At 48.9% G+C, this 26,598-nt stretch carries 24 protein-coding genes; 12 read left to right on the forward strand and 12 right to left on the reverse strand.

Annotation, left to right across the window (positions count from 1 at the left end; all coding sequences use genetic code 11):
• Nucleotides 1-19: 19 nt before the first annotated feature.
• From B2739_RS06365 to B2739_RS06385, 5 genes are all read left to right on the forward strand, one after another.
• Nucleotides 20-556, forward strand: coding sequence for an SRPBCC family protein (locus tag B2739_RS06365; protein ID WP_331345020.1), 537 nt, complete (start codon nt 20-22; stop codon nt 554-556).
• A 174-nt stretch (nt 557-730) separates the two neighbouring features.
• Nucleotides 731-1,219, forward strand: coding sequence for an Rrf2 family transcriptional regulator (locus B2739_RS06370; protein WP_331345021.1), 489 nt, complete (start codon nt 731-733; stop codon nt 1,217-1,219).
• Nucleotides 1,220-1,228: 9 nt separating this feature from the next.
• The gene (locus tag B2739_RS06375; protein ID WP_331345022.1) at nt 1,229-2,143 is read left to right on the forward strand and encodes an NAD(P)/FAD-dependent oxidoreductase; all 915 of its coding nucleotides are present in this window, start codon (nt 1,229-1,231) and stop codon (nt 2,141-2,143) included.
• A 263-nt stretch (nt 2,144-2,406) separates the two neighbouring features.
• Nucleotides 2,407-4,218: an ATP-binding protein gene (locus tag B2739_RS06380; protein WP_331345023.1), complete on the forward strand. Its 1,812-nt coding sequence runs from the start codon at nt 2,407-2,409 to the stop codon at nt 4,216-4,218.
• Complete coding sequence (locus B2739_RS06385; protein WP_331345024.1) at nt 4,215-5,258, forward strand: DNA cytosine methyltransferase; 1,044 nt, start codon at nt 4,215-4,217, stop codon at nt 5,256-5,258. Before B2739_RS06380 ends, B2739_RS06385 begins: the two co-directional genes overlap by 4 nt.
• A gap of 351 nt (nt 5,259-5,609) precedes the next feature.
• On the opposite strand, the gene B2739_RS06390 is transcribed toward B2739_RS06385, so the two are convergent.
• From B2739_RS06390 to B2739_RS06420, 7 genes are all read right to left on the reverse strand, one after another.
• A complete protein-coding gene (locus B2739_RS06390) occupies nt 5,610-6,077 on the reverse strand; it encodes a tRNA-uridine aminocarboxypropyltransferase (protein ID WP_331345025.1) in 468 nt (155 codons plus the stop codon).
• Between the two features lie 115 nt (nt 6,078-6,192).
• Entirely contained in the window at nt 6,193-6,918 is a 726-nt protein-coding gene (locus tag B2739_RS06395) for a 16S rRNA (uracil(1498)-N(3))-methyltransferase (RefSeq protein ID WP_331345026.1), read from the reverse strand.
• 2 nt (nt 6,919-6,920) lie between these two features.
• The gene (locus B2739_RS06400) at nt 6,921-7,991 is read right to left on the reverse strand and encodes a prenyltransferase (RefSeq protein WP_331345027.1); all 1,071 of its coding nucleotides are present in this window, start codon (nt 7,989-7,991) and stop codon (nt 6,921-6,923) included.
• Nucleotides 7,988-8,761, reverse strand: coding sequence for a class I SAM-dependent methyltransferase (locus tag B2739_RS06405; RefSeq protein ID WP_331345028.1), 774 nt, complete (start codon nt 8,759-8,761; stop codon nt 7,988-7,990). Before B2739_RS06405 ends, B2739_RS06400 begins: the two co-directional genes overlap by 4 nt.
• Nucleotides 8,748-10,136, reverse strand: coding sequence for a glycosyltransferase family 4 protein (locus B2739_RS06410; RefSeq protein WP_331345029.1), 1,389 nt, complete (start codon nt 10,134-10,136; stop codon nt 8,748-8,750). The genes B2739_RS06405 and B2739_RS06410 overlap by 14 nt, the downstream gene beginning before the upstream one ends.
• A gap of 67 nt (nt 10,137-10,203) precedes the next feature.
• On the reverse strand, nt 10,204-11,223 hold the full coding sequence (locus B2739_RS06415) for a DUF5924 family protein (protein ID WP_331345030.1): 1,020 nt from the start codon (nt 11,221-11,223) through the stop codon (nt 10,204-10,206).
• Nucleotides 11,224-11,323: 100 nt separating this feature from the next.
• Nucleotides 11,324-11,479 (reverse strand): hypothetical protein, encoded by a 156-nt coding sequence (locus B2739_RS06420; protein ID WP_331345031.1) that lies wholly within the window; start codon nt 11,477-11,479, stop codon nt 11,324-11,326.
• A 259-nt stretch (nt 11,480-11,738) separates the two neighbouring features.
• On the opposite strand from B2739_RS06420, the gene B2739_RS06425 reads away from it, so the two are divergent.
• From B2739_RS06425 to B2739_RS06455, 7 genes are read left to right on the forward strand one after another with little or no spacing between them, the layout of a single operon-like run.
• The gene (locus B2739_RS06425; protein ID WP_331345032.1) at nt 11,739-12,449 is read left to right on the forward strand and encodes a YIP1 family protein; all 711 of its coding nucleotides are present in this window, start codon (nt 11,739-11,741) and stop codon (nt 12,447-12,449) included.
• 13 nt (nt 12,450-12,462) lie between these two features.
• Nucleotides 12,463-13,659 (forward strand): efflux RND transporter periplasmic adaptor subunit, encoded by a 1,197-nt coding sequence (locus tag B2739_RS06430; RefSeq protein WP_331345033.1) that lies wholly within the window; start codon nt 12,463-12,465, stop codon nt 13,657-13,659.
• The gene (locus tag B2739_RS06435; protein WP_331345034.1) at nt 13,656-14,339 is read left to right on the forward strand and encodes an ABC transporter ATP-binding protein; all 684 of its coding nucleotides are present in this window, start codon (nt 13,656-13,658) and stop codon (nt 14,337-14,339) included. Before B2739_RS06430 ends, B2739_RS06435 begins: the two co-directional genes overlap by 4 nt.
• 12 nt (nt 14,340-14,351) lie before the next feature.
• Nucleotides 14,352-15,572: an ABC transporter permease gene (locus B2739_RS06440; RefSeq protein ID WP_331345035.1), complete on the forward strand. Its 1,221-nt coding sequence runs from the start codon at nt 14,352-14,354 to the stop codon at nt 15,570-15,572.
• A 48-nt stretch (nt 15,573-15,620) separates the two neighbouring features.
• Nucleotides 15,621-16,784, forward strand: a complete 1,164-nt coding sequence (locus B2739_RS06445) for a sensor histidine kinase (protein WP_331345036.1) — start codon at nt 15,621-15,623, stop codon at nt 16,782-16,784.
• Nucleotides 16,762-17,478 (forward strand): LytR/AlgR family response regulator transcription factor, encoded by a 717-nt coding sequence (locus tag B2739_RS06450; protein WP_331345037.1) that lies wholly within the window; start codon nt 16,762-16,764, stop codon nt 17,476-17,478. Before B2739_RS06445 ends, B2739_RS06450 begins: the two co-directional genes overlap by 23 nt.
• Nucleotides 17,479-17,492: 14 nt before the next feature.
• Nucleotides 17,493-17,762, forward strand: coding sequence for a superinfection immunity protein (locus B2739_RS06455; protein ID WP_331345038.1), 270 nt, complete (start codon nt 17,493-17,495; stop codon nt 17,760-17,762).
• 226 nt (nt 17,763-17,988) lie between these two features.
• On the opposite strand, the gene B2739_RS06460 is transcribed toward B2739_RS06455, so the two are convergent.
• From B2739_RS06460 to B2739_RS06480, 5 genes are all read right to left on the reverse strand, one after another.
• A complete protein-coding gene (locus B2739_RS06460) occupies nt 17,989-18,996 on the reverse strand; it encodes an alpha-L-glutamate ligase-like protein (protein WP_331345039.1) in 1,008 nt (335 codons plus the stop codon).
• Nucleotides 18,993-20,588: an inactive transglutaminase family protein gene (locus B2739_RS06465; protein ID WP_331345040.1), complete on the reverse strand. Its 1,596-nt coding sequence runs from the start codon at nt 20,586-20,588 to the stop codon at nt 18,993-18,995. Before B2739_RS06465 ends, B2739_RS06460 begins: the two co-directional genes overlap by 4 nt.
• A 76-nt stretch (nt 20,589-20,664) precedes the next feature.
• Nucleotides 20,665-21,459, reverse strand: coding sequence for an ATP-dependent zinc protease (locus B2739_RS06470; RefSeq protein WP_331345041.1), 795 nt, complete (start codon nt 21,457-21,459; stop codon nt 20,665-20,667).
• A gap of 114 nt (nt 21,460-21,573) precedes the next feature.
• Nucleotides 21,574-22,458, reverse strand: a complete 885-nt coding sequence (locus B2739_RS06475; protein WP_331345042.1) for a lysophospholipid acyltransferase family protein — start codon at nt 22,456-22,458, stop codon at nt 21,574-21,576.
• A 194-nt stretch (nt 22,459-22,652) separates the two neighbouring features.
• Nucleotides 22,653-26,102, reverse strand: coding sequence for a glycosyl hydrolase (locus B2739_RS06480; RefSeq protein WP_331345043.1), 3,450 nt, complete (start codon nt 26,100-26,102; stop codon nt 22,653-22,655).
• Nucleotides 26,103-26,598 lie beyond the last annotated feature (496 nt).

A 26,598-nucleotide genomic window follows, 5' to 3' on the forward strand; every position in this document is an offset into this window, starting at 1 on the left:
TATGCCAAAGGAGCTGAAGATGAACGACTACGGTGTACTGACCGCCCCCGATACCCTGCGCCTTGAGCGCCTGCTGCCCGGCCCGATTGAGCGGGTGTGGCAATACCTGACCGATTCTGACAAGCGCGCCACCTGGTTGGCGGCGGGTAATGTGGAGCAGAAGGTGGGCGGCCAGGTGGAACATACCTTCCGCAATTCCGAGCTATCACCCGAGCACGACATACCGCCGCCCAAATACGCCAGCTGCGCGGGCGATGTGCCCATGCTGGGCAAAGTGACTGCCTGCGAGCCATTGCGCTTGCTCAGTTATATCTGGAATGCAGGCTCGCCCGAGGAGTCCGAAGTGAGTTTTGAACTCGCCCGGCAGGACGACAAGGTCAAACTCACCGTCACCCATCGCCGCCTCACCAATGCCAACGAACGCCTGAGTGTCGCCGGTGGCTGGCACACCCATCTCAATATTTTGCGCGATCGATTGGAAGGCAAAACCCCGGAGGGATTCTGGAAAACCCACACCCGTTTGGAAGCGGAATACGCGCAGCGTTTGGCGGGCTGACAGCTATCCATCACTGCTCTTTTTAACTTGCGTAGCAATATTTAACTTAAGCAACAATATTTAACTTACGTAACAATAAAAGTTGCATAAGTCGATTTTATGGATTACCTTTTCACGTAACTGATTTGGTTACGTGAAATTCCGCCGTAACATCCTGCGAATAAGAGGTGATCCATGAAACGCGATTCCAGACTCTCGGGCGTGCTGCACGTCCTCCTGCATATGGCCGAGGTGGGTACGCCCATGACCTCGGACGCGCTGGCGAAAATGATGAAGACCAACCCGGTGGTGATCCGCCGGGTACTCGCCGGGCTGCGTGAGCACCAATTGGTCTGCTCGGAGAAAGGTCACGGCGGCGGTTGGAAACTCTGCCGCGAGCTGGACACCATCACCCTGCACGACATCTACCAGGCGCTGGATGAGCCGACATTACTGGCGATGGGCAACCGCACCGAATCGCCCGGTTGCTTGGTGGAAGAGGCCGTCAACAACGCGCTCAACAATGCCTTTGCCGAGGCCGAAGCCCTGTTACTCGCGCGCTTTCGCACTGTGACCCTCGCCCAACTCAGCGCCGATTTCCACCAGCGCATGCAAGCGCGCGGGTTTTCCGGCACCCATGAACATTCCCTTTTTCCCGCTGATGATGCGGCAGATGCAGAGTGAGGTAACACCATGCAAACAACTTACGATGTGATTGTGATTGGCGGCAGCTACGCCGGTATGGCCGCGGCACTGCAACTCGCGCGCGGCCGTCGCCGTGTGTTGGTGATTGATGGCGGTGTGCGCCGCAACCGTTTTGCATCCCACTCGCACGGCTTGCTCGGGCAAGATGGCAAATCGCCCAGCGCCATCGCCGAAGAAGCCAAAGCGCAATTGCTGGAGTACCCTAACCTGACCTGGCTGCAAGGCTTGGTCGATTCCGCTGAAAAAACCGGCGAGCGTTTTACTGTCACTACCGCTGACAACAAAATCGGCAACAACACCTTCACCGCCAAGCGCTTGATCCTCGCCACCGGTGTGAGCGACCACCTTCCCGCCATCACCGGTTTGCAAGACCGCTGGGGCAAAACCGTATTCCACTGCCCCTACTGCCACGGTTATGAATTGGATCAGGGCAAGCTGGGCGTACTCGCCATCAGCGAAGCCTCTTTCCATCAAGCCATGCTAATTCCCGATTGGGGCCCAACCACATTGTTCACCAATAATTGCTTCACACCCAACGCAGAACAATGCGCACAACTCGCCGCACGCGGTGTGACTATCGAGACAGAAACGGTGAGCGAAATAGCGGGCGAGCAATCCATCATTGTGAAACTCGCCAATGGGCGCTTGGTGGAATTAGCCGGATTATTTGTCGCATCACTCACGCAACCTTCAAACCGCATCGCACAGGATTTAGGTTGTGAAATTGCAGAAAGTCCGATTGGTTTTTACATCAAAACCGATGAACTCAAACAAACCTCCGTCCCCGGCGTATTCGCCTGCGGCGACCTAGCCCGCCCCATGGGCAGCGTCACCTTCGCCATCGGCGACGGCGCACAAGCAGGGTTTGCAACACATCGGTCGTTGATTTTTGAAGGGCACTGACATTTCGTGTAATACGATGTATTTCCCAAAATCCTTGGCTATAGTGGAAACTTGCGCCTTTGGGTCTGTGATAAGACAATGCATTTTGAGCAATGGTTACTTTCTATTGGAAAATCCTCAAAAGATTCCAAAAATTAAAAGAAGCTAATTCATTCAATTAATGAAATAACAAACTTACAGGAAATAGTTGAATTTTCTTCTCTTTTTGAAAAAAGAGTATTTAAAAACTTTACCAATTAAACTCTAAAAATATCAGGCGATCAATGGACTACGAAGCACTATTACGGCAACTTTTGGAAAAGAAAAAGTTAGAGCCCTACATTAGATACATAAGATTTCCAAAATATAAAAATTTTGAGGAAAACACTAAGATAGATTTAACTTTCCCTATAACCGCGCTTGTAGGTGCCAATGGGACAAATAAAAGTTCGGTATTACGAGCACTATATGGCTGCCCTAACTTCTACAGTTTAGGTGAACTTTGGTTTTCTACTAATATTGACCCTATCAAAGAGACGGGAGATCAAAGAAATTGTTTCATCTATGGATATTTTAATGAAGGAGCGGACGAAACCATAGAGGTTTTAAAAACCCGGATAAAAAAAGATGAAGACCCTGATTATTGGGAGCCTTCAAGGCCAGTAGCTAAATATGGCATGAAGCCAATGCCTCTATTACCGGAAGATAAACCCTTGCCGAAGGGAAGAAGTAAAACGAGATGGGACGCCATTGATAAGAGTGTAGTTTATATAGATTTCAGAGCATCCTTAAGCGCTTACGATAAATTTTTTTATCATAGTGAATTAAAAGGAAAATCGAATAATACAAAGATAAAAAAACAATTTATTAGAACAAGGGCCCCACATCTAAAATACTCTATTCAACAAAAGAAAATGGAATTTTTTTATAGGAAACAACAAAGAATTGTTAACTCAGAAAATAGAACTCTGACTTCAGAAGAGCTACTTGAAATATCAAACATTCTCGGTAAAAAATATTCTGAAATAAATTTGATTAGGCACTATTTTTATAACACTGATGCTTATACTTGCTTAATGAAAATGTCTGATCTTCAATATAGCGAAGCATTCGCTGGTAGTGGAGAATTCGCAGTAGTAAAACTAGTGACAGATATTATGTCTGCTAAAGAAAGCTCTTTAATATTGCTGGATGAGCCAGAGGTTTCGCTACACCCAGGAGCGCAAGAAAAGCTAGTCAATTTCCTTAAAGATCAAGTTAAAAAAAATAAACACCAAATAGTTATCTCAACTCATTCCCCAGCCATAGTACGTCAACTACCATTTGAAGCCGTAAAAGCGTTACGATTTGATAGTTCCACTCAAAAAGTTAGGCTACCAAATCAGTCAAGTTCACACGATGAAGCTTTTTTTCATATTGGCGAACCCATGATTGGAGCAACAACCATTGTTGTAGAAGATGCTTTAGCAAAAGAAGTAACCGAATTTGCTATAAAAACCTTAGGCGAAGTTACATTTAAAACTATCAAGGTCATTTACTTCCCAGGAGGCGCAGATACATTGTGGAAATACTATGTTCCAATTTATTCAATTGAAAAAAGAGAAGATGTTTTTATTTTATTTGATGGCGACAAAAATAGAGAGATTGAAATACCTCATATAGATACCATCAGCAAAGACGCAGAAAATAATTTGCCTGAATTAATAAAGTCAATATCAGGTATTGATATTGACTTTAAAGTTGATGGAAATAGTAATGGTGGAGACAAAGAACAAAAAAAATATCTAGAGAGAACTTTTATTGAATGGATAAAAGATCATGTTTCATATCTTCCAGGAAAAACCCCTGAAGAATTTGTATGGGATAATATGCATAAAACGATAGACTATTTAAATTATCCTGAAGAAGACAGAAAGATCACATTTGAAAAAATTACTAGGAAAGAATTAGGTAAAGAGGATTATGAAAATCCAACATCTCAAGAAATTCTTTTTATTCAAAAAAGCAAGATTGCCACCATTGAAAAAAATAATTCGCATATTTTACTCTTAGCAGATAAAATTAATAACTTCAAAAAATTGAGCGCCAAAAAATGATTGATGTATTTGATTTTTTTTCTGGTTGCGGCGGCACCAGTTGCGGATTAAGCGATGAAGGGCTTAATATTAAATTTGCCCTCGATATCGATGAAGTTGCAATTTCAACTTTCAAAGAAAACTTTCCCTATGCAAAAGTTTTAACCTCAAATATTCAGGAAATAGAGCCTGAAAATTTATCATCCATTATTGGCGAAAGAAATAATCCTATTTTATTTTGTGGCTGTGCTCCGTGCCAACCATTTTCAAAACAGAACAAAAAAAAATATGAAAATGACCCAAGAAAAAATTTGTTGATGGAGTTTTCTCGCTTTATTGGGTATTGGGAACCTGAATACGTTTTAGTCGAAAACGTGCCAGGCATGCAGAAAATAAGATCAAACGGTCCATTTTATGAATTTTTGAAAATTCTTGACGACTTAAAATATCAATATTCGTTTGATGTATTACCAGCAGCAGATTTTGGAGTGCCTCAAAGAAGAGAGCGATTAGTTTTATTGGCATCCAAATTAGGCACAATTTCGCTACCCAAAGCAACACATGGACCGAAGGCTGGAACCCCTTATAGTACTGTTAGAGAATGGATTTCTGATCTAACGGCTATTTCAGCGGGAGAAACCTGTAATCAAGATTCTGAGCATCGAGCCGCGAAACTGTCTGAAATTAACTTAAGAAGGATAAAGCAAACTCCTGAGGGCGGAGGACGAGAATTTTGGTCACCAGATCTTCAACTTAAATGCCATCAAAACTACAAAGGTCACACAGATGTTTATGGAAGATTACACTGGGATAAACCTGCTAGCGGTTTAACAACCAGATGTATTAGTCTTTCAAATGGAAGATTTGGTCACCCATCTCAAAACCGTGCTATTTCCATCCGAGAAGCTGCTTGCCTACAAACATTTCCAAGAACTTATAGATTTAAAGGCAATATGGCATCAAAGGCGAGACAAATTGGAAATGCCGTACCGCCTTTAATGGCCAAAGAAATAGGAAAAAGTATCAAGAATCATTTTCTATCATTAAAAACGTTTGAGTAACGCTAGTTCATTGATTTAAGCAGTTTGTGATGTGTTGTACTGAGATCAAATTATTATTGGAAAATAGAAGCGCACTAAAAAATTCATGCACAGTCTTTCTTCAACAAAATTTCAAGAAAATTTTTTATCTACACATCGAAAAAACTTGCGAAAGGATAAACCTCTGGTAAATCTGCATGGATTTGACGATTGTACACAGAATTGATATCCATTTTTTGATGAGCTCACGACCACGCTGTTATTTTTTATGTCGCGATTGTATTTTTTGGATAAAATTCTGAAGCTTGAATTGACACTTCAGTAATCGGAAAGCCCGTCATGTTGGGGTTCGTGCCTCACCCCAACCTACATTTAATTGCGGATTTTTGAATTGAAATTTGCAAACTCTGCCGCTAACCGCTGCGCAATAGTTACGTGATTTTTTGCTCTGAGTATTTCCATCACGCATTCAGCGGTACACAAACCACCCTCGGGTTGGTTGCGCCTGAGCTGGTACTGGGAAATTTGCTGCGGGTTAATTTGTGCTCTGGTTAAATTTTTTAGATAGGGGCTGCGATTAAATATTTTGCGTGCTTCTTGCCAGGTGGCATCCAGCACAATGATATTTTCAGAGGATTCAATTGACGCAACATCGGCATCATCAACCGGGTAAAGCAATACCGTATTTCCTTGATTGATTGCATCTAACAAAAACGGGTTAGGTTCGTTTCTCGCCCAGACTATTCGCTCTACGATTTCCGGTGCAACATTCTGTGCCAACACACCGGTATTAGTAGGGCGCAGTAGTTCGCGTTCATGGGTGAGTAAAAATATTTTCATTTGCTAGCTATTTGTCGTTTTTCTATAAAGCGTCCATGGGCAAATTGGAAAGCGATGTATTAGCGTCCAATTGCCTATTAGGGGCTTAATATTGGCTGTGCCCCAGTGGTTCAACTCAAAAATCCCCCCACAAATACTGCACCAAACTAATCGCAGCAACTGGTGCTGTTTCAGTGCGTAATACTCTTGGGCCTAAGGTCAGCGCGTTAAAATCTTGCTCCAGGGCGTGGGCGATTTCGCGTTCGCTCAGGCCGCCTTCGGGGCCGATTAATAGCGTGACGCTTTCAGGTTGTTGCTCTGCCGGTAGGGTTTTGCTGTCGCGGTGATGGAGTACAAAACGTAAATCAGATTTCACTTGTGGCAGCCAGTCAGAAATTTGTACAGGCGAATGTAAAACGGGCAATAAATTGCGTTGGCACTGCTCGCAGGCGCTGATAAGGATTTGCTGCCAGCGGTCGTGCAGTTTTTCCTGGCGGTCGCCACCTAATTTTACTTCGGTGCGCTCGGTAATGAGTGGTGTAATTTTGGTTACGCCAAGTTCTGTCGCTTTTTGTAGCACCCATTCAAAACGTTCACCGCGTGAAATACCAATCGCTAATTCCAATTCCAGTGGTGATTCACGATTGTCGATGCTGTGTTCTTGCACACTGACGATCACATGCTTTTTACTGACTTCATGAATGGTTGCCGCAAATTCACCACCAGCGCCATTAAATAAAATTAATTCGCGCCCCGCTTGCATTCGTAATACTTTGCTCAGGTGATGCGATGCCGATTCTTCCAGCGCGATATGTTCGCCGCTCAGTAAATTTTGTTCGGTAAAAATTCGTGGGATTCGCATAACTAGTGTTCTGTTGTAAGTGGTTCGGCGTAAGCCATTGGGGATAAAGCCGACTGCAAAAATATATTGGCGGCAGCGGTGTGTTGGGTGATGGCATCGGCTGCCAATAAAATTGCACCGGCTGTCCAGGTAGTTTTTTCACGCGGCCAAATAACATCGTCGCGGAAATTATAACCAGTCCAATAACCGCCATCTTCATCTTTAAATTGAAATAGCCAGCTAAATAAATTAACGGCTTTCGCGTGTTCGCCAGCGGCTAACAATGCGAGTGTGAGTTCGCAGGATTCAGCCACCGTCACCCAGGGTTCATCACTCACACAACGGCAACCAATATTCGGCTCGACAAAGGTTTTCCATTTTTCATCAATGCGCTGCTGCGCCGCTTTTCCATCCACAACGCCGGTAAGAATGGGATAAAACCAATCCATGGAAAAACGGGTTTTGGGTTCCCAGGTGCGGTCAAAACATTCCGAATGATGGCGCAAGGTTGTGCCCAATTGTTGATGGGCGCTGCGCCAGTGGTTCGCATTAAAACCCAGCTGCTCTGCGCATAAAATGGCGCACTCAAGGCTTTTATAAATGGAGCTGGATGCCGTGACTAATGCATCTTTTTTAGCGCTGCCATCTTCCGCAACAGCCCAATAAATTTCGCCCGTCGGCGCTTGGTAGCGCAATACAAAATCAATCGCTTTTTGCGCGGCAGGAAAATAATCGAGCAAAAATTTTACATCCTGCGTGATTAAAAAATAATGCCAAACGCCGGTGGCAATATAAGCAATGAAATTTGTTTCGCGGTGATTTTTATCTACCGCTTCATCACCCAGATAATTTGCCCACCAACTGCCATCGGGCAATTGTTCTTGCACCAGCCATTGGTAAGCGCGCTGCGCTGCGGCATATTCACCGCCAATGGTTAAACCCATAGCCGCTTCAATATGATCCCAAGGGTCAGCTTTGCCATCTGCAAACCAGGGAATACAGCCGTTTGGTAATTGGGTTTGCAAAATATAATTGATGGTCGGGCGCAACAACTGCTCAGGAAAAAAGCCTTTGGTGAGTAATAAATTTTTCATGAGCAGGAATCCCCTCCCGGTCTCCCCTTTTGCAAAGGGGAGGAGTAATTAATGCCTGCATCAAGACCGGCTTTTTTAAAATACATCACCACGCTTTTTCCCATAATTGGATTCAGCCATTTTTCCAGTGTTTGTGTGAGCCAGGGTTTTTCCATTAAATCCCACACCAATAAACGGTGGTAGAGTTTAATCAGCGGATTGGTGTCCTGCGTTTTCCACCACAAACATTTCATCCACCAAAAAGGTGAATGCAGCGCGTGCGCCCAGTGGCGTTTATAAAATGTAAATGACCGCTGCTCAATATCAGTACGTAATTGTTTGCCATTAAAAATACGAATATGGCCACCTTCTACCTGATGATATTCCTCACTTAACCACCAGCAGATTTTTTCTGGCCATGCGCGCGGCACGGTAATGGCCAGCAACCCGCCGGGTTTGAGTATGCGCTGAATTTCAGTTAATACGCTTTGGTAATCCGGAATATGTTCCAGCACTTCGCTGCAAATAATTTTGTCAAAGCTGTGATCAGCAAAGGGCAATTTGGTCGCATCTGCCTGTTGTAAATAAAAGTGTTTATTGGCAGATGCTTGATCAAACGGTAAAAATCGTTCACGGCTGGTCAGCAAATCGCGATGATTTAAATCCACACCGATGGCGACTACATCGCCCTGCAAATAAACGTTAATCACATGGCGGCCTTCGCCACAACCGAGATCCAGTACGCGGTCGCCCGCCGCTAAAGGGAAATCGTGAAAGTTAATCGTAAGCATTTTGTACTTGCTCACGCGATAGTTCACGATTGCTAATCGGGTCGTGTTGTTGATTCAAAATTTGGAAATAAAAACGTTCCATTTTTTTCCCTACACAATCCCAACTTAATTGTTGCAAGATATGCTCACGCCCTTTTTCGCTTAATTGGTCACGCGCTTGATTATCAAGCAACAAATCGCGTAATGCCTGTTGCAAATCATCTGTATTACCGGCGCGCACCAAGCGCGCGGCATCGCCCACCACTTCCGGCAAGGCACCACCATCGCTACAAATTAATGGCACTCCGCAGGCCATTGCCTCTGCTGCAGGCAAACCAAAACCTTCATAGAGTGATGGCACTATGGCAATGCTGGCGTGAGCATATTGCTCAACCAATTCACTGTTACTGATGCCGGATTTAAATTGAACACTCTCTTGTAGGTTCAATGCTTGTAATTCTTTTTGGGTCTCGCCGTTTTCTTTTAGTTTTCCGATCACCATTAATTGCAGTTCAGGAAATTCACTGTGCAGCGCGGCGATGGCACGCAGCAATACGCTTAAACCTTTTAGCGGTTGGTCAGAAGACGCGGTGGTAATTAACCGAAACGGAATACGCGCAATTCCTGCAAGCGGTTTAAAAATGTTGGTATCGACACCATTGGGAATCACGTGAATTTCTGCTGCGGGGCGATCAAATGCTTGCGTAATATCGCGCCGGGATTGTTGCGACACGGTGATGACATGCTGCAGTTTTTGCACCACAGTTTTTTGCATATCCAAAAAACTGTACCAGCGTTTAATTAACCAACGCTGGCCTTTTTCAGTGGCGGCAGCGAGGGCGAGATCGCGGTCTTGGGTGATGGGGTGATGCACTGTCGCGATGACATTCACACCGCGCTGTTGTAAATCCAATAAGCCGTAACACAGGCTTTGGTTGTCGTGCACTATGTCGTACTGTGGTTGATGTTGTTTGAAATACGCATTCAAACGGCGACCAAAACAATAAGGCTCACCAAAGGCGCCACTTAATTTACTCCACCATTCGTAAAAATCCGCGAGCGATAAACAATGTTTTAATTTAAGCGCACGCGTGGGGTGCGGGTGTGCGTATAAATCCAAACCCGGCAATTGTATAAGACGCACACGCCAATCTAATTCGGGATAAGGCGGGCCGGAAATGACATCCACCTTATGCCCTAAATCCACCAATGCTTTGCTCAAATACTGGAGATAAATCCCCTGCCCGCCCACGTGCGGATGGCTGCGATAACCCAGCAGCGCAATGCGCAACGATTGCACCGCATGCGGCACAGCCACGGATTGCGACGACTGCTCTGGATTGCGGTCAGGATTGTGAATGGAAGGCTGGTCACGATTGACCGGAAAATACGACATAAGCAAACAAACCCCACTATTTTGCACATTATAGGGGAGTATCGCGGGGAATCAGAATGAAAGCGCATCAGGAATCTGGTACTACCTTAAAGCGCAGCACGCCAATTAACTGATCCGCCTCGGTCACGACGCGAATTTGCCAGCGGCCGGTGGAATCGGCAGGGAAATTGACTTTGTGACTCCAGGCGCGATAGCCCGCTTCGCGGCCGCCGTGAATATCCAGAGGCACCCTATCGATGAGTTTGCCGTTTAATTTCCATTCGTGATAAATCCGCTCGCGCAGGCCGCGCGGTGCATGGATCGCGGTGTAGGCATAAAGACCTTTGTGCAACTCAGCATCGGACAGGACTTTCAAATTATTTTTGGGAATTTTTTCTGCGCCGTTGATCGCACTGGCGATGGCCACATCGGTTAGCCACAGGGTTGATGGCGGTATCCAGGGCCGCACCACTAAACCGGTATAACCCAAAGCGCTAACCAGCCCCACAATAACCAGCATACGTTTCCACCAGCGCCACTGGGTTCCACTGGCGATGCCAACGGCAATCAGCAACAGCGCAATCCCCAATGACCAGCAATAACTTTGCGCCGTCGGTAAATAAAAAATAATGGGCAATATGGTTTGTAAAACGGCAAAAAGCGTTATGCCATGAAACGCAAAATACCAAACGCGGCGCGGCGCTAACCAGCGGAAATAGAGTGGATCGATAATAGTGATGGCGGCAGCAACCAACAGGATCGCGGTGTAAACCGATTGGCCGCTATTCCATGCAGTGGTGAGAAATAGAAAAGGAATGACAAAAAATAAACTTTCCTGATGCATCAGCTGCGTAGCATAAACCACCAGTGGCCGCGGGGATGACAAACCAAACCACCGCAGCGTAATCCTGTGTACCACTTTTTCAGTGAGGAACCAGCACCAACTCGCCAAGATCATCAGCGCAATAATTTGCGCTAATCCTTGTTTGCGCTCGACCAATAAAAAACTCGCCAACCCCGAGCAGAAACCAAATAACGGCATCGCCCAAGGAAAGCGCTCTGATAACGCAATGATGTTTGCAATTGCATGACTGGGAAACTTGAACATCCTTCACCCTGAGAACGGTTAATCCTTAGGTTATAAGCTAAGGACATCCCCGGTAGCGAAATTGTTCAATCGTTTCACCTGAAACGTGATGGCGATCGGATTAGTGCTCGCGGTTTTTATCGCAATGTTTATCCACTGCCGCCAAAGCCAAGCCGCCGACAAATAGCAATACCAGCACGCCCACCAGAGATACGGTTGCCACTACACCTGATACCAACATAATGATTTCTCCATCCGGGTTATTGCACCCGCTCATCAGGTTGATTCCGATAAGCACTGGTGCCTTCAACACCAGATTGCGCGTTTTCCGGTTGCGGTTTTTTGATCCGGATCAATTGCAGCCGGGCGCATTGCCCCGAACAGACACGGATTTGATCTGGCGCAAATTCCGCCGGTGTAAGGCAAACCACCTCGCAACCGGTTTTTTTGCCGTTTATCACTTGTCGTGACCTGTGCTGGCAGAGCCTCCCTAAAATGCAATGGCTATTTTCCAATAACGTTTTGAGGGACCTGCTGTGAACCAAACCTCCGCATTCAATACCTTGACCAATATCCTCACCAGCCCATCGCAGGCATTTCGCGATATCAACACCAAACCCGGTTTTTTATTTCCACTGCTGGCATTACTCGCCGCCAATATTGTGTTGATGCTGTGCTTTTTTTCCACCGTGGATTTCGCGTGGATGATTGAACAGATGGTGAATAGCCAGACGATGGATAAAAGCGCCGCCGAGCGCGCCGATATGGCCAAGGCCATGAGCGGTTTAACACCCATGATCATGGGCGGCAGTGCGATTGTAGGCATGCTGCTTGGAGTCTTGATTATTTTTAGTGTGATGGCGGTGTACTTGTTGCTCGCCAACAAATTGCTGGATAGCGAACAACTTGGATTCAAACATTGGTTTGCTCTCACCTGCTGGTGCGCCACACCCACGTTATTGACCGCGCTGGCATCGCTGGTGAATGTACTGCTCGCCAGTGATGGCCAACTGACATTAGAGGCGATCAACCCTGTCAGTTTTAACAATATGCTGTTGGATTTATCGCCCCACGACCCACTCTTTGCGCCACTCAGTTCCTGGGATCCGTTTACCGTCTGGAACCAAATATTGATGGTGCTGGGTTTTCATTATTGGACGGGGAAATCCATCGCCAAATCTGCTGCGATTGTGCTGGCACCCACGGTGATTATTTACGGAATTTGGATTGCTATCGCATTGGCATAAGTGAGTTGCGCGCATGAAAAAATTAATTCTTGCCGCGATCATTGGCCTTGTGATCGCGGTACCAGTGGTTAAAAAAACAATTGCTGGTAATGCACAAAAAACCGTTCAGGTAGAAGCACTGCAAGAGCAGGTGATTACCCGCTCGATTTTGGCGTCTGGCAATTTGCAACACCAAGAGAAGGTGCAATTAAGTACAGAAGTGATTGGCAAGGTAAAACAGATTTTTATCAAAGAAGGCGACCGGATTAACAAAGGCCAGTTGTTGCTGCAAATTGATGATGAAGCCTATCGCTCTGCCACGGAACAACAACAAGCGGCGGTGCGCATGCAAGAGCTGCGCATTACCCAATTGCAAGCAGATTATAAAAATGCGCAATCGCAGTGGCAGCGCCAGCAAATATTGCACACTAAAAAATTAATCGACCAACAAACCTTTGACCAAACCACACTGGCATTGGCCAATGCAGAATTCCAATTGCACGCTGGCCGCCAACAATTAATTCAAAGCCAGGCGCTGTTGGCACAAGCGCAAACCAATCTCACCAAAACACGTATTTATTCTCCGCTCGATGGCATTGTTACCACACTGTCGATTAAAGAAGGTGAAACAGCGGTATCCGGCACCATGAATTTTGCCGGTTCGAGCTTGATGACTATTGCTAATCCACACAGCTTGCAAGCCGAAGTTTATGTGGACGAGGCGGACATCAGCCAGATTGCACCCAGCCAGCGCGCAACCATTATTGCCATTGCGCAAGAAAACCAACCTATTTCCGGCAAGGTGGATTTTATTGCCGAGACAGCCGCCGTTGCGCCAGGGCGCAGCGGTTTAAGTTTTGCGGTAAAAATTCTCTTTGATGAAAACAACCGCATCAAACTCTGGCCGGGCATGTCGGCGCGCGCAGAAATTTTTGTTGGCGATGATGCAAAAAAATTGGCAGTCCCTATTCAAGCGATTGTGTATGACGAGGATAAAAAACCGTTTATTTTTATTGCCCGCAACCAAACCGCCGAACGCATTGCAGTCACCACCGGCATTGCCGATGACACCCGTCAGGAAATTACAGCGCAGGGAAAATTACGCGCTGGCGATAACATCATTACCGGCCCCGACCGCGAGCTGCGCTTTTTACAAAATGGCGATCGCATTCGCATTGAACAAACTACTCTCGCACAAACCGCATCGGTAAAGCAGGATCAAGCAAAATGATGCCTTTAATTTCGCTGGTGGATATTTGTAAACACTATGTCATGGGGCAAGACACAGTGCGCGCACTGGATGGAATCAGCCTGGACATTGCCAGTAATGAATATGTGGCCTTTACCGGTGCATCGGGTTCCGGCAAATCCACCTTGATGAATATTTTAGGCGCATTGGATAAACCCGGCAGCGGTGATTATTTGCTAAACGGGCGCAATGTTGCGCAGTTAAATCAGGATGAATTGGCGGAAGTGCGCAACCGCGATATCGGTTTTATTTTCCAGAATTTTAATTTGTTGCCGCGCCTGTCTGCACTTGCCAATGTAATGCAACCGCTGATTTATCGCGCTGTGCCTTTGCAAGCGCGCGAGCATGCGGCGCGCATTGTGCTGGAGCGAGTGGGTTTGGAAAAACGCATGCACCATTTACCTAACCAATTATCCGGCGGGCAGCGCCAGCGCGTAGCCATTGCACGTGCGTTGGTGACACAGCCATCGCTGTTATTAGCCGATGAGCCAACCGGCAATCTGGATTCCGCCACCACGCGCGACATCATGCAATTGTTTGACGAATTGCAGCGCGAAGGCAATACCATTGTGATGGTGACACACGAGCCGGATATTGCCCGCCACTGCCAACGCGTGGTGCGCATGCACGATGGAAAAATTGCCGAACACTATTGGAATTAATAGGGAGCCTTTGTGTTTACCTTTATTGAATGCCTGCGCGCTGCGCTCATCTCTATTAAAGCCCACGGGTTGCGCAGCCTGCTTACCACACTCGGTATTATTATTGGTGTCGCATCCGTCATTGCGACGGTTTCCATTGTGCAAGGTTTGAGTTTTAACATTAACCAGCAATTTGAAGGCTTGGGTGCAAACAGTTTATCGGTGTATTCGTACACGTCATTTGATGATCAGTTGCGCGGCCGCTTCGGGCGCATTACCGACCGCGATTTACAATTGATCAGCGCGCGCGTCAATGGTATTCAATCGATTACGCCTATTCTCGCATCGCGCTTTACCAGCCAGGTTCATTATGGCGCACGTTCAACCTACGGACGTGTGATTGGCACCAGCGAAAGCTATCGCAATGTAAACCAATTATTTATTGAACATGGCCGGTTTTTATCGGCGAGCGATAACCAGAGCCGCCGCCGTGTGTGCGTGATTGGTGTAACGGTGCGCGACAATTTATCGCTGCCGGAAAATCCGGTTGGCGAATATATTGAAATCAATAATGAATGGTTCAAGGTCATTGGTTTGGCTGAAGCCAAAGGTGAAATGCTCGGCTTACAGCAGGATGATATAGTGCTGCTGCCCTACAATAGTATGCAGCGCTTGAATGGCAACGCGGCGGAATTGGATATACAGATCCAACTTACGGTGCAACAGTTGGATGAACTGCCTGATGTGAGTGAGCACATTCGCCAACTGTTGCGCAAAAGCCACCGCATTGAAGGCGACGATGACGATTTTAAAATCCAGTCGGCACAACAATTAAAAGATTCTATCTCGCAAATTACCTCAGCAGTCACGCTGGTGATGGGTGGCATCGTCAGTATTTCACTGTTGGTCGGCGGCATTGGCATTATGAATATTATGTTAGTGTCGGTCACCGAGCGTACGCGCGAAATTGGTATTTGCAAAGCAATCGGTGCAAAACGCCATGTGATACTGCTGCAATTTTTATTGGAATCACTGCTGCTGTGTTTGTTAGGTGGATTAGTGGGCTTGCTGATGGGTTATGCTGCCGGTGCAGGCATAGCAGCCATGATCCCCAATTTTCCACCGGCGCATGTTCCTCTTTGGGCAGTTGCTTTATCGTTTGGTTTTTCCGCATTGGTCGGTTTGGTATTTGGTATCGCACCTGCGGCAAAAGCCGCTAACCTCGATCCTATTGATGCGCTTCGCTATGAGTAAAGTGCGCCTCGCTATTAATAACATTTACGATTACTTCACGGAGTTAGCGTGAGCAATATTATGCAAACCTTAAAGCCCTATTGGGATATCAGTTTCAATTGCAGCCGCAGCTATCGCTGGGTAATGAGCATTGTCACAGCGCTGTATTTTTTAAGCTTTCTGGTGATGATGCAATCCATGTTCCGCAGTGAATCCAACCAGATGTTACCTGCATTAATTTTCCGCGCGTGCGTTGAAGCGGGCATATTTTTTATTTCCTGCCACTTTTTTCTTCGCCCTTATCTCAAACTGTATCTGCTGCCACAAAATCGCTTTGGTTGGAACCTGCTACAGTTTTTATGTTTTGCCTTTGTGCTTGGGCTAGTGATGATTATGCTGGTGATGCAATTGGCCCAGCTTTCTCCCTTTGGTAATTTTGATTTCAGCAATATCAATATCCAGCATCCAGATGATCCGCAAAAAGATATGATCATGAATTTGACCGCACCTACCCTGATACTGATGGGTGCGATCAACATGACATTAATGTATTGCATTTGGTCACTCGCCTATTTGTTTTGGCATACATTGGTCAGCAAAAAACAGATCCAGCGGCAAATGCGTGAAGCGCAAATGCAACAACTCACCAACCAATTAAATCCCCATTTTTTATTTAATGCGCTGAATAGTATTCGCGCGCTGATCTTTGAAGACCAACATAAAGCGGCGCACACACTCACACAATTATCTGAATTGTTCCGCGTGCATTTGCAAACGCATTTAAAACCGGTTTCTACACTGGAAGATGAGTGGCAGATTGCGCGGCGTTATCTGGAAATTGAACAAGTGCGGCTGGAACAACGTTTACATCTGGAGCTGGAATTGGATGATTCACTCTGGCAACAGCAATTACCTACATTAACCTTATTGACGCTGGTGGAAAATGCCATCAAACACGGCATTAACCCTAGCCAAAAGCACGGCGTTGTTGAAATTATCAGCCGCCAGTTGGATAAAAAGCGTTGGCAGTTGTGCGTCAACAATACACTGGAGGGCGAAACGAGTGCGCAAGGTACCCAAACCGGATTAGCAAACTTGCAACAGCGGCTGCACTTGTTATCGCCGTTGCATAAATTGTCCTACCGCAAAAGTCCGGGGCGTTTTGAAGTGACGATAGAAATGGCGATGGAATTGGTAATGGAGCCGGGTGATGATCAAGACATTAATCGTTGATGACGAGCGTTTGGCGCGCGCCGAATTAAAACGTTTACTGGCCGCGCATCCACACATTGATATTTGTGCTGAAGCGGCAAGTAGCGATGAAGCCAAACAGTTATTGGCGGAGTTGCCAATTGAATTGGTGTTTCTCGATATCCAAATGCCTGGTATGACAGGCTTGGAATTAGCCGCACAATTAAACCCGCAATTGCAATTTGTATTTTGCACCGCGTTTGATTCCTACGCACTGGATGCGTTTGAATTAAATGCACTGGATTATTTGGTCAAACCAATTGACCCGGACCGCTTGAGCAAAACCTTACAGCGCCTTGCCAATAAACCGGTGCAGCAAGATGCCGCCAATTATTTGCCCGAATCGCACGGATTATTATTAAAGTTTGGCGAGTGCAACCGCATTGTGCGCTTGAGTGAGATCAACCGTTTTGAAAGCGTTGGCAACCACAGCGCGGTTTATACGCAGTATGGCAAAAGTTTTTTGCACAGCTCACTTTCCAAAATTGAACAGCGCTTGGACCCGCAACAATTTTTCCGCACCAGCCGCGCCGATATTGTGCGCGTAAGTGCCATCAAAGAATTGGAAGCGGGTTTGACACCGGGCAGCATGTTAGCGGTTTTGCAGGATGGCCAGTCGGTTGAGGTCAGCCGCAGGCAAGTGCAAGTGTTGCGCAATCTGTTTGGCGGAATTTAATTAAGGAGTGTTTTATGGATATGTTATTGACGTTTTTCCAGCAGTTCGCGCAGGCACCCATTACGGTCTGGTTATGGGTACTTCCACTGACCTTGGTAATCTGGTTTATTCCCAGCATTCTGGCGCTGTTTTTTAATCGCAAATATTTAAAATTGATTGTGCTCGCCAATATTCCCGCCGGGTTTTCGTTTATCGCCTGGGGTGCATGTATTGTGTGGGCAGTGACCGGTAAGATGACCGATAAAATTCAAGATAAAACGATAGATAAAAAAATACGCGAATAACTGCAAAAAAAAACCGGGCTTTTTGCCCGGTTTTTTTAGTGCTCGCGTTTGGATTCCAAACGCTTTTCAAGAATCGATAGCGCGAAGCCCGTCAAAATAAAAAGTGCAAAAGAGCCCATCAACAGGCCGGGACCAATCATAGCTGATGTCGACATAGCATTACTCCGTTCAGGTTAGGGCGATATTCGCCGCTGCTTAATAAATACGGTTTGATAAATACAACAGATTACAAACCATCTGCGGTAAAGGTTTTCATTGCATAATCCACACGCTGTTCAGCAGTGCGGTGCATGCGCTCTTTGAGCGATTCAATATGGCGCAAACGGGGCAGCAAGCCGCGGCCATTTGCCACCTGAATTGCGAGTCCGGGGCGCGCGTTAAGTTCCAACAATTGCGCACCGCGCACTTTATCCAATACCAGATCGGTACCGATATAACCAAGGCCGGTCATTTCATAACACTTGGACGCCAGCAGCAACCAGTTGCGCCAGTCGGCGATCTGGATTTCATTGAGCGCGCGTTTGGTGTCCGGATGGTGCGTAACCGGCTTGGAATGCTGTACGGCTTTGAGTGCACGGCCGGTGGCGATATCCAGCCCTACCCCTACCGCACCCTGATGCAGGTTGGCTTTGCCGTCAGACTTGTGGGTCGCGAGGCGCAACATCGCCATTACCGGGTAGCCTTTGAAGATGATGATGCGGATATCCGGAACGCCTTCGTAGGAGTAATCCTTGAAGTAGTCGTCGAACTGGATCAGGTCTTCCACGATCACCACATCCGGCTTACCGCCGAGTGAATACAAGCCCGCGAGGGCGTTGGTCATGTGGCGTTTAATGTCTTCGATGGTGATTTCCGCACCGGAGGATTTGATGAACTTGTCGCCACGGCGGCCGATGATCACCAATATCCCCTTGCCGCCTGAACCCTTGGCGGGTTTGACCGCAAAGGCTTCCAGCGCCATGAGTTTTTCTTCGATGTGTGCGATCTCGTGCTGGGCATTGACCACGAAAAACAATTTCGGGGTCGCGACTTCATACTCTTCCGCCAGCAGTTTGGTTTTGAGTTTGTTATCCACCAGCGGGAACAAGCTGCGCGGATTGTAGGCAGCAATAAAGTCGTGGTTGCGGCAGTTCATCCCGAGGATGCCCATGCGCTTTAAACGCCAGGGGCTGACCCAGGAATTCCACCAGCGTTTGATGCCCGCAGGTGCTACAGGAGCCGATGGTGCACTCATGCATCGGCTCCTTTGTTGGCGTCATTTTTGGGGGCATCCGTTTTCGGAAGATCGGCCAGTTTGGGGCCGCTGGCGTTATCCACCATGGCGCGGAAGCGGCGCAACTCGGACAATTTGTAACCGGTGTATTGACCCATCAACATAATCAGCGCCAGTGCGACCAGATTCAGTTCGGGGAAGTTGAAGGTCAGATGGCCAACCAGCGACAGCTGCATCAAGGCATAAGCCAGCACCGCCACTAGCAGGCTGCCGCCACCTTGCACCATAACCTCTTTGGGACCTTCTTCTTCCCACAGGATGGACATACGCTCAATTGTCCAGGCGATGATGATCATCGGGAAGAAGGTAATGGTCATACCGGTGTTGAAGCCCATCTGGTAGCCGATGAGGCTGAGCGCAGAGATGATGAAAATTACCAGCACCACCAGTGTGGCAATCCGCGATATCAGCAGCAGGTTTAACCGCGACAAGTAGGTGCGCAGCACCAATCCCATGGCGACAACACTCACAAAACTCACCACCCCCAACACCAGCGAGGTCTGTAGGAACGCCATCGCAATCAGAATCGGCATGAAGGTACCGGAGGTTTTCAGGCCGATGATGATGCGCATAAACACCACCACCAATGCGCCTATCGGCAACAACAGCAACAGCTTGAACATACTCTGCTCTTCGATGGGCAGATGTTGGATGCTAAGCACGCTGAATACACTGTCTTTATATTGGGCTTTGATCAGATCCAGCGCCGGTACGGTTTGGTGGATCATCGAGAAGCTCACGCGCGAGCGGTTGCCGCCCGCCACATCCAGAATCGATTCGCCGCCGGTATGCCACAGCAGCAAATTCTCGGGTACGCCCTGCTCGCCGGTGTAGGGGTTAAACAGCACCCAACTTTCACCGTCATACACTTGTACCAGGCGGGTCAGGCTTTGGTGACGGCGGGCATCTTCCAGATACAAACCCAGCGCCGGACGCGCCGCAATACCGGCTTGGTTAATCAATTTTTCCAGCAACGCGGATTTGTCCGTCTGTGCCGATAACAGCAGCGCCGAATTTTGGTCAAGCGTATCGCTATTGAGCAGTTTGATCAGCTCGCGCGCCAAGCTTTGCGGGCTGCTGGATTTCGCCCAAGCGGTATCCAGTACTTGCTGGGCCGCAGTCTCTTGCGAGGAGCCATCCCAATCGACATGAACCGCTTGTGGTTCCTGTAATGGCGTACTGGGCGCAGTTTGCTCAACTTCGATAAATTGGGTTTTGTAGTAAATCGTCTGCGGGCCTACCGCCTCGCGCTTGGACCACTCACCGCGGCGCACACCATTTTCACTGACGACCGAGTAACCATAACCGGGCGCAGCGGCCTGCTCGCTAAAGCTGCGATAGCCGGGCGGCTCGTCCGGCAATCCCAAACGGGCAGTAACCGGCTCGCCGGTAGCATCAAAATCGATACGTGCTTCAATCAACCACACCGGTTTTTGCACACCGGGAGTGAACGGGATTTCCATTTGGTTGTGGCGCATCCAGGCCGTACCCAGCCCCACCAAAACCAGCAGGCCGATAACGGTGTAAAAGGGAGCGCGGGAAGGTTTTTTCATGGGAAGTTCCTAGAGAAAGTCCTTAAGCAATCAAGCAGTGCCGGTAGTGTGTACCGGCACGAATGAAAAATGGGTGTTAGTTTTTGGCTGGTGCATTTTCGTCGGGGCGTTGCAGAGGCGCGAGATTGTTACCACTCACATCGACCAGCATGACATCGCGTAGCAGGTTGCGGCCAATCAGGATGGGGTATTCCGAGCTGCTGCGATCGGCCAGTATAAATTCCCCTTTCTGGGAGAGTTTGCCGATGGTAAAGCGGATCTCCACCACCGGGCGGCGGTCAGGTGTTGCACTGGCAGTTTGTACGGTTTGGAAGCGCAAGCGCTTGCGTTCCAGCACATGGGGTTCTTTGGTATCGGGATTGTAGAGCGTAAAGCGCACCCACTCTTCACCGTTGCGTTCAAACATCTGGATATTGCGCGCATCGATCACCGAATTGGCCACATTGGTGCTGATGCGGGCTTGCATCACCATATTCAAACCGGCGATCAATGCCTGTTCGCGCAGACCGACGATTTGTTTGTCAGTCATGGGTTGCTCTTTTGCAGGGCTCTTTTTGGTAGCAGCAACCGGCGGGCATTTTTGCTCAATCACGCGTTCAACCACTTGCGGTTTTGCTTCTATGGTTTGTTGCTGTACCGCTAATTGCTGCTGCACTGCTTGCAATTGGCGCAGGATTTCCACTTGCTGGCCGCTCACTTGCTGCGCCTGCATTTCCTGTTTGGCGAGACAAGCCTTGGCTGCATTCAACTCTGTCTGCAGATGCTGCTGGGCTTTTTGTTGGGTACATGCACCCAGAGTCACAAGCGCAAAAGTGGCCAACACTACATTGCGCAGCGGGCGGTGCGTTATCAAAACAGATTTTTTATTCATCACAACAACCGGACGTTTCAGGAAAAGAGTTATAAAAAAAACAGTGCGTTAATTGTAGCCGCTGATATTTACTAACACATCCATGTGACGAATAAATTCGATCCGTTTAATGCCTCATTTAAATTGATAACGCTTGGGATATTCCGGCGGTAGACGGCGGAAGCGTTTGTATTCCCATTGGTATTGCGCAGGCGCGCGGCGCACACAAGCCGCGACACTCTCGTTCAACCCGGCCACCGAGGTGTGCAAATCCTCGCTGTAAATGGCCGCATCTGCTTCCATCACCACGATTTTAAATCCCCCCGCCACGCGCTCGGCGTAGCATGAGCACACCGCACAACCGGTGCGCTGCACCAAACCTTGCACCAATGTCATGGTCAAGGCGGGTTGCCCCATAAACGGGGCGATTTCAATACCTGCATCGCGCGCGGGCACCTGGTCGGGCAATATGCCCACGATGGTCCCGCCCTGTAATGCCCTGAACAACATCATCACACCCTTGCGATTGGTCGGTGCCATGGTGATGTTGAGCTTGCTGCGCCCGGCCAATACCAACTCATCCATTTTCGGGTTGTCGAGCGGTTGGTACATCGCCGTGAGATTGGCCACACTCGCCAGATAAGGCGCAACCACTTCCCAATTGCCGTGATGCGGTGCAAGCACCAGTACGCCCTTCCCCTCGGCAAGCTTGGCGCGCAGGATCTCATCGCCTTCCATCGTGACAATCTTGCCTTGCAACCATGACCAGGGCTGACGCCAGATAGCAGCCGCTTCCATCGCCGTTTTGGCAGTTTCTTGCAGGCTTTGGCGCGCGAGTGCTGTTTGCGCTGCGGGCGATAAATCGGGAAAGCACAATTCGATATTTTCGCGCGTTACTTTGGCCGCACGGCTATTGCTCCACCACATCGCTCTGCCTATAAGGCTACCCAGCGCGCGCAACAATCCCAGCGGCAAGAGCGCGAGCAATTTGAAGATCAGGGGAGCAAGATGGTCTTTCATGGAGCCGGTACCCGTACCTTGTTCTCAGTGGCGCGCAGCTTACCGGAAAATGATGGGGCGCAGTATCGCGCGGTGGGCGTGTAAACGAAAAAAAACCGGCACCTTTGCAGGTGCCGGTTGCAATGGCGCTGCCCCTCCAGCCAGCGCACAGTCCCTCTTTCAAGGGTCACTCATCACGTTGTTTATAGGGTTTATCAGGGTGTCACTGTCCACTGGTGCTGTTGGTTGTTGTTATTGGCCTCACCGCGTGTTGCGGTGCTGACAGTGAAGTAATAACTGATCGCGGTACCGGGAGTCACATTTGGAATCGTGACTTCAAAGCTGTTGCCTTGTACGCGCGTCATGTTGTTCCAACCGGGAGTAAATACCCATGCCCAGTTCAAGCTTTCGCTGGTGGTGAACGTGATTTTCACCCCACCGTTGCTGTAAGTCGCGGTGGTGGTGTAAGCCACTGGCGCGCCGTTCGGCATAACGGCAGTCGCGCTGTAACCATTATTGGCTGCTGACGAGCTGCTGGATGATACCGATGAGCTGGACACACTGGATGGCACTGACGAACTGGACACACTCGAAGGTACTGACGAGCTTGATACGCTCGATGGTACCGAAGAGCTGGAGACGCTGGATGGCACAGAAGACGATGAAGCCACGCCATAGGTCACAGAAGTCCAGCTGTTTTCGATAGGGCCTGGATAAAACACCTGGCCGCTGGCCGGAGTAAAGGTGTAGAAGCGAGCCTCAACCAGATCGCCACCGGCATACACACCGCTGCGGGTAGCCTGATAGGTGTAGGTACCATCGCCATTATTCACTTCGCCACCAGCCTGTGCTTGCAGGTCAATCACCACAAAGTCCTGACCACCGTTGCGACGGGCAAACAAATGTACTTGCTGCTTGCGCTCGGGCAAACGGATGCTGAACTGCATGCCGCCATTGGCCAATGCGGTCATTTTCACTACGCCAGTGGTTACCGCCGCAGACGATGACACGCTGGATACAGATGAAGACGAGCGGCTGGATGACACACTGCTCGATGACAAGCTGTTTGCAGATGTGCTGCAAATGGACGTGCTAACCGAGCTGGTGGATACCGATGAACGGCTGCTGGACACGACACTGCTCACACTACTGGGCACGCTGCTGGACGACACCGGCGTAGCCACATTGGTGTACACCTTGAGTTCACCGGGGCTGACCATCACGCTGGTGCCATCGTTAAAGGTCACGTTTTTGGCATTGATCGCGCTGGGGTTGTACACCACATAGGTGCGGTCAGTGCCTTTGCGGAAGACGGCAAAGGTAGCGTGGTTGGTGGCGACAACATCATTGTCGATACGGCCAAAACGATGGAAGGTTTTGATCCAGGCAAAGGTGTTCGCGAGCGAGTTACCTTCTTCGGTGAAAGATGCAGGGCCAGACACCGAACCGCGCATACGGCCTTCGTTGGCATTGAAGTTAGTCAACGCTGCTACCGGATCATAGACCGCTTGATAGGCATAGAAGATCGCATCCCACATGGAGAACATGGTGCGGCCGTTGGCCATAAAGTCGAAGTTGGTTTTCGCATACTCAGGGTATTGGCCGAGGTAGAGCGAACCGGATTGGATCGGCAACAGGATGATGCCGTGCATGGCTTCCGGCAAACCGCTGAACCAGGTGGCATAGTCGGTCTTGCCGCCCCAGACCAGTGAAGCCATTGGTTTGGTGTAGGTGGGGTGGTAGTTAGTGCCATGCACGTTGTTCCAGTATTCCTGGATGGCGGTCATTTCGGTGGTGTAGAGGAAGATACCGGCATCGCGTACGGCGGTGTTGCCTGTCTCTTCACCCCAAAGAATCATCGCAGTCCAGGCGTTCATCGCCTCGGATGAAGACTCGTTGTTGTTACCTGCACCAAAGCGCGCATGGCCTGATGCCCAGGAGTGACCGGCGTAAATATCGAAGTTGCGCAGGAACGGGAACATTTTGCCAGTGGTGCTGGTGGCAGCGTTGCGTGGGCGCTCCCAGTTGCCATAGTCGCGCATCAATAACTCGATCATGCCGCCAAATTGCTGCGGTTGTGCCCAGTTTTTGTCAGTGCGGGCAACCTCGGCCGCCGCGCGGACGAAATAACCGTAATGGAAGTGGTGATCGTTCAGTTCTTTCAGGCTGCCGAAGCTGCCATCAATACCCAGCATGGTGCCCCAGTTGCTGTTGTAGTAGAACAGGTTTTTGGCGAAAGGTGATGGCTCCAGATCATCAATCACATCGGCCTTCAACCAGCCTTCCAAGCGCCATTTCAATTCGTTTCTGAATTGGGTTTCAGCAGCGGTATTGCCCACTTGCTGTGCCAGTGGAATCAGTGTGGCCACTTTGCCCAAGCGTTTACCGGTGTAGTAAGTATCGCGATGGGTAAAGGTTTCGCTGCGGACATTGTCGATCAAACCAGACAGGCGGGTTTTGTCGGCGGTATCGGTCAGCGCTGGCATCGCGGGAATCACGCCCTTGAACTTGGTCGCGGTGGTAAAACCATTGCCTTCGGCCAGTTTCATCGAACCGCGTGGAGTGAAGTAGCTATCGCCGGTCAGGCTGGCACCCGATGACAGCTGACGCCATTGGTGTGGATACAAGCCCATCAGCGTACCGGTGCCGGTACTTTCGCTGTAATTGTTGGTCGTCACGGCGTAAGTGCTCAGCAGGGTGCTGTCGCTGGCGCGATAGTTCCAGCTCACTTGCGAACCGGTCACATGGTTGTAGGCGTACTTGCTCATCAGCGGCAAGGCGGCACGATTAGGCAGTGCTGCGACCGAGAAGTACTTTTTGCCACTGGGTAAGTTGGCAGTAAAGGCCGATGTGCCCAAGCCAGTCCAGGTAGTGCCCGCCGGTGCAAACGCGGCATAGTCGCGGCCTTGTACCGAGAAACCGATCACTGCCGAACTGCTGTTACCTGACCAAACTTCAGGGGTTTTGGCGGCGACAGGCGCGGTTGCATGGGTCGCAAAGCGGATGGTTGGATTACCGTTGGTGTAGTTGGCGAATACATAAGGCGAGCCGTGACCGAAGGTTACATCCATAACGCCTGCGCCAGCTTCCATACGGGTGGTGACAAACCAGTCGCTGTAGTCATGCACTTTGGCAGTGAAGTTGCCGCTCGCGGCGGTGTTGCCCAGCACAAAATCCAGCTCTTTGAAGTACACGGTATCGTGCATGGGCTGCTCAACACCATTTACCCATTGGGTCGCCGGTGCGGGCATGGTGCCGACAAAGGCGTAATCGATCGCCCAGAAATCTTCAAAACGCGGCGAGTACAAGCGCACACCGTTAATTTCCGGCTTGATGGCAAACGGATGCGCATAGCTGACGTTATGGCTGCCGCGTGTGCCCCAATCCTGCCATGGGTCGTTTACACCCGCCCACAGGATCGAACTCCACCAGGAGTTGGTCGGCATGGGTTGGTTGGCGAGGTTGGAGGTAATGTGCTTGGTAGTCTGCACATCGCGGTTGTCCGGGATAGCGGCATCAATACGGCTATCCCATCCGGTCAGGTAGCTACCGCTGCCGACAGCGACCGGGCTGATAGTAGGTGTAGTACTGGGTGGTGGATTGGTTTGCGCCGATACTTGTGTTGCCAACAACACCAATGCAGCGGCCGATACAATGGATTTCATATGCACCTCTGGGGCTAAGTCATTATTGTTTGAGGAGACATCCGCCCTGTGAGCTTGCCGATACACTGCACGGCTTATTGTTATTCACTGTTATCAAAAAACAGCTCACTTATGATGACCCGAGTCAACAGAATCCTCCTTCTTTCGGGGAAGTGTCGTCCCAGTTTAAAACGCCCTGTAACGTGGCATCAAAATCTTCGTCCAAATCATCAATTGAAAACAATAAGTCAATAAAATCAAATAGATATAAAAGTTACTCCCGGTAACATCCACACCTCAAATTTGTCCAATCCCAACGCACACTTACACCTTTGCAGGCGTTGGGACAGCCGTTTTTGGCTGGGATATTGGCTGGGATAGCGTTGACATGCAGGAGTCAAAAAAAGGCACCCTGAGGTGCCGAAGGAGTGTGGAAGTAAAACAGATCAACAAGGGTTGGAACGGAACACACTAAAACTACAAACTAACAGAGACAACAAAGTGAACAATCGAACAA

Origin of the sequence: Cellvibrio sp. UBA7661 (genome assembly GCA_002483365.1) — a bacterium.
Taxonomy (GTDB): Bacteria; Pseudomonadota; Gammaproteobacteria; order Pseudomonadales; family Cellvibrionaceae; genus Cellvibrio.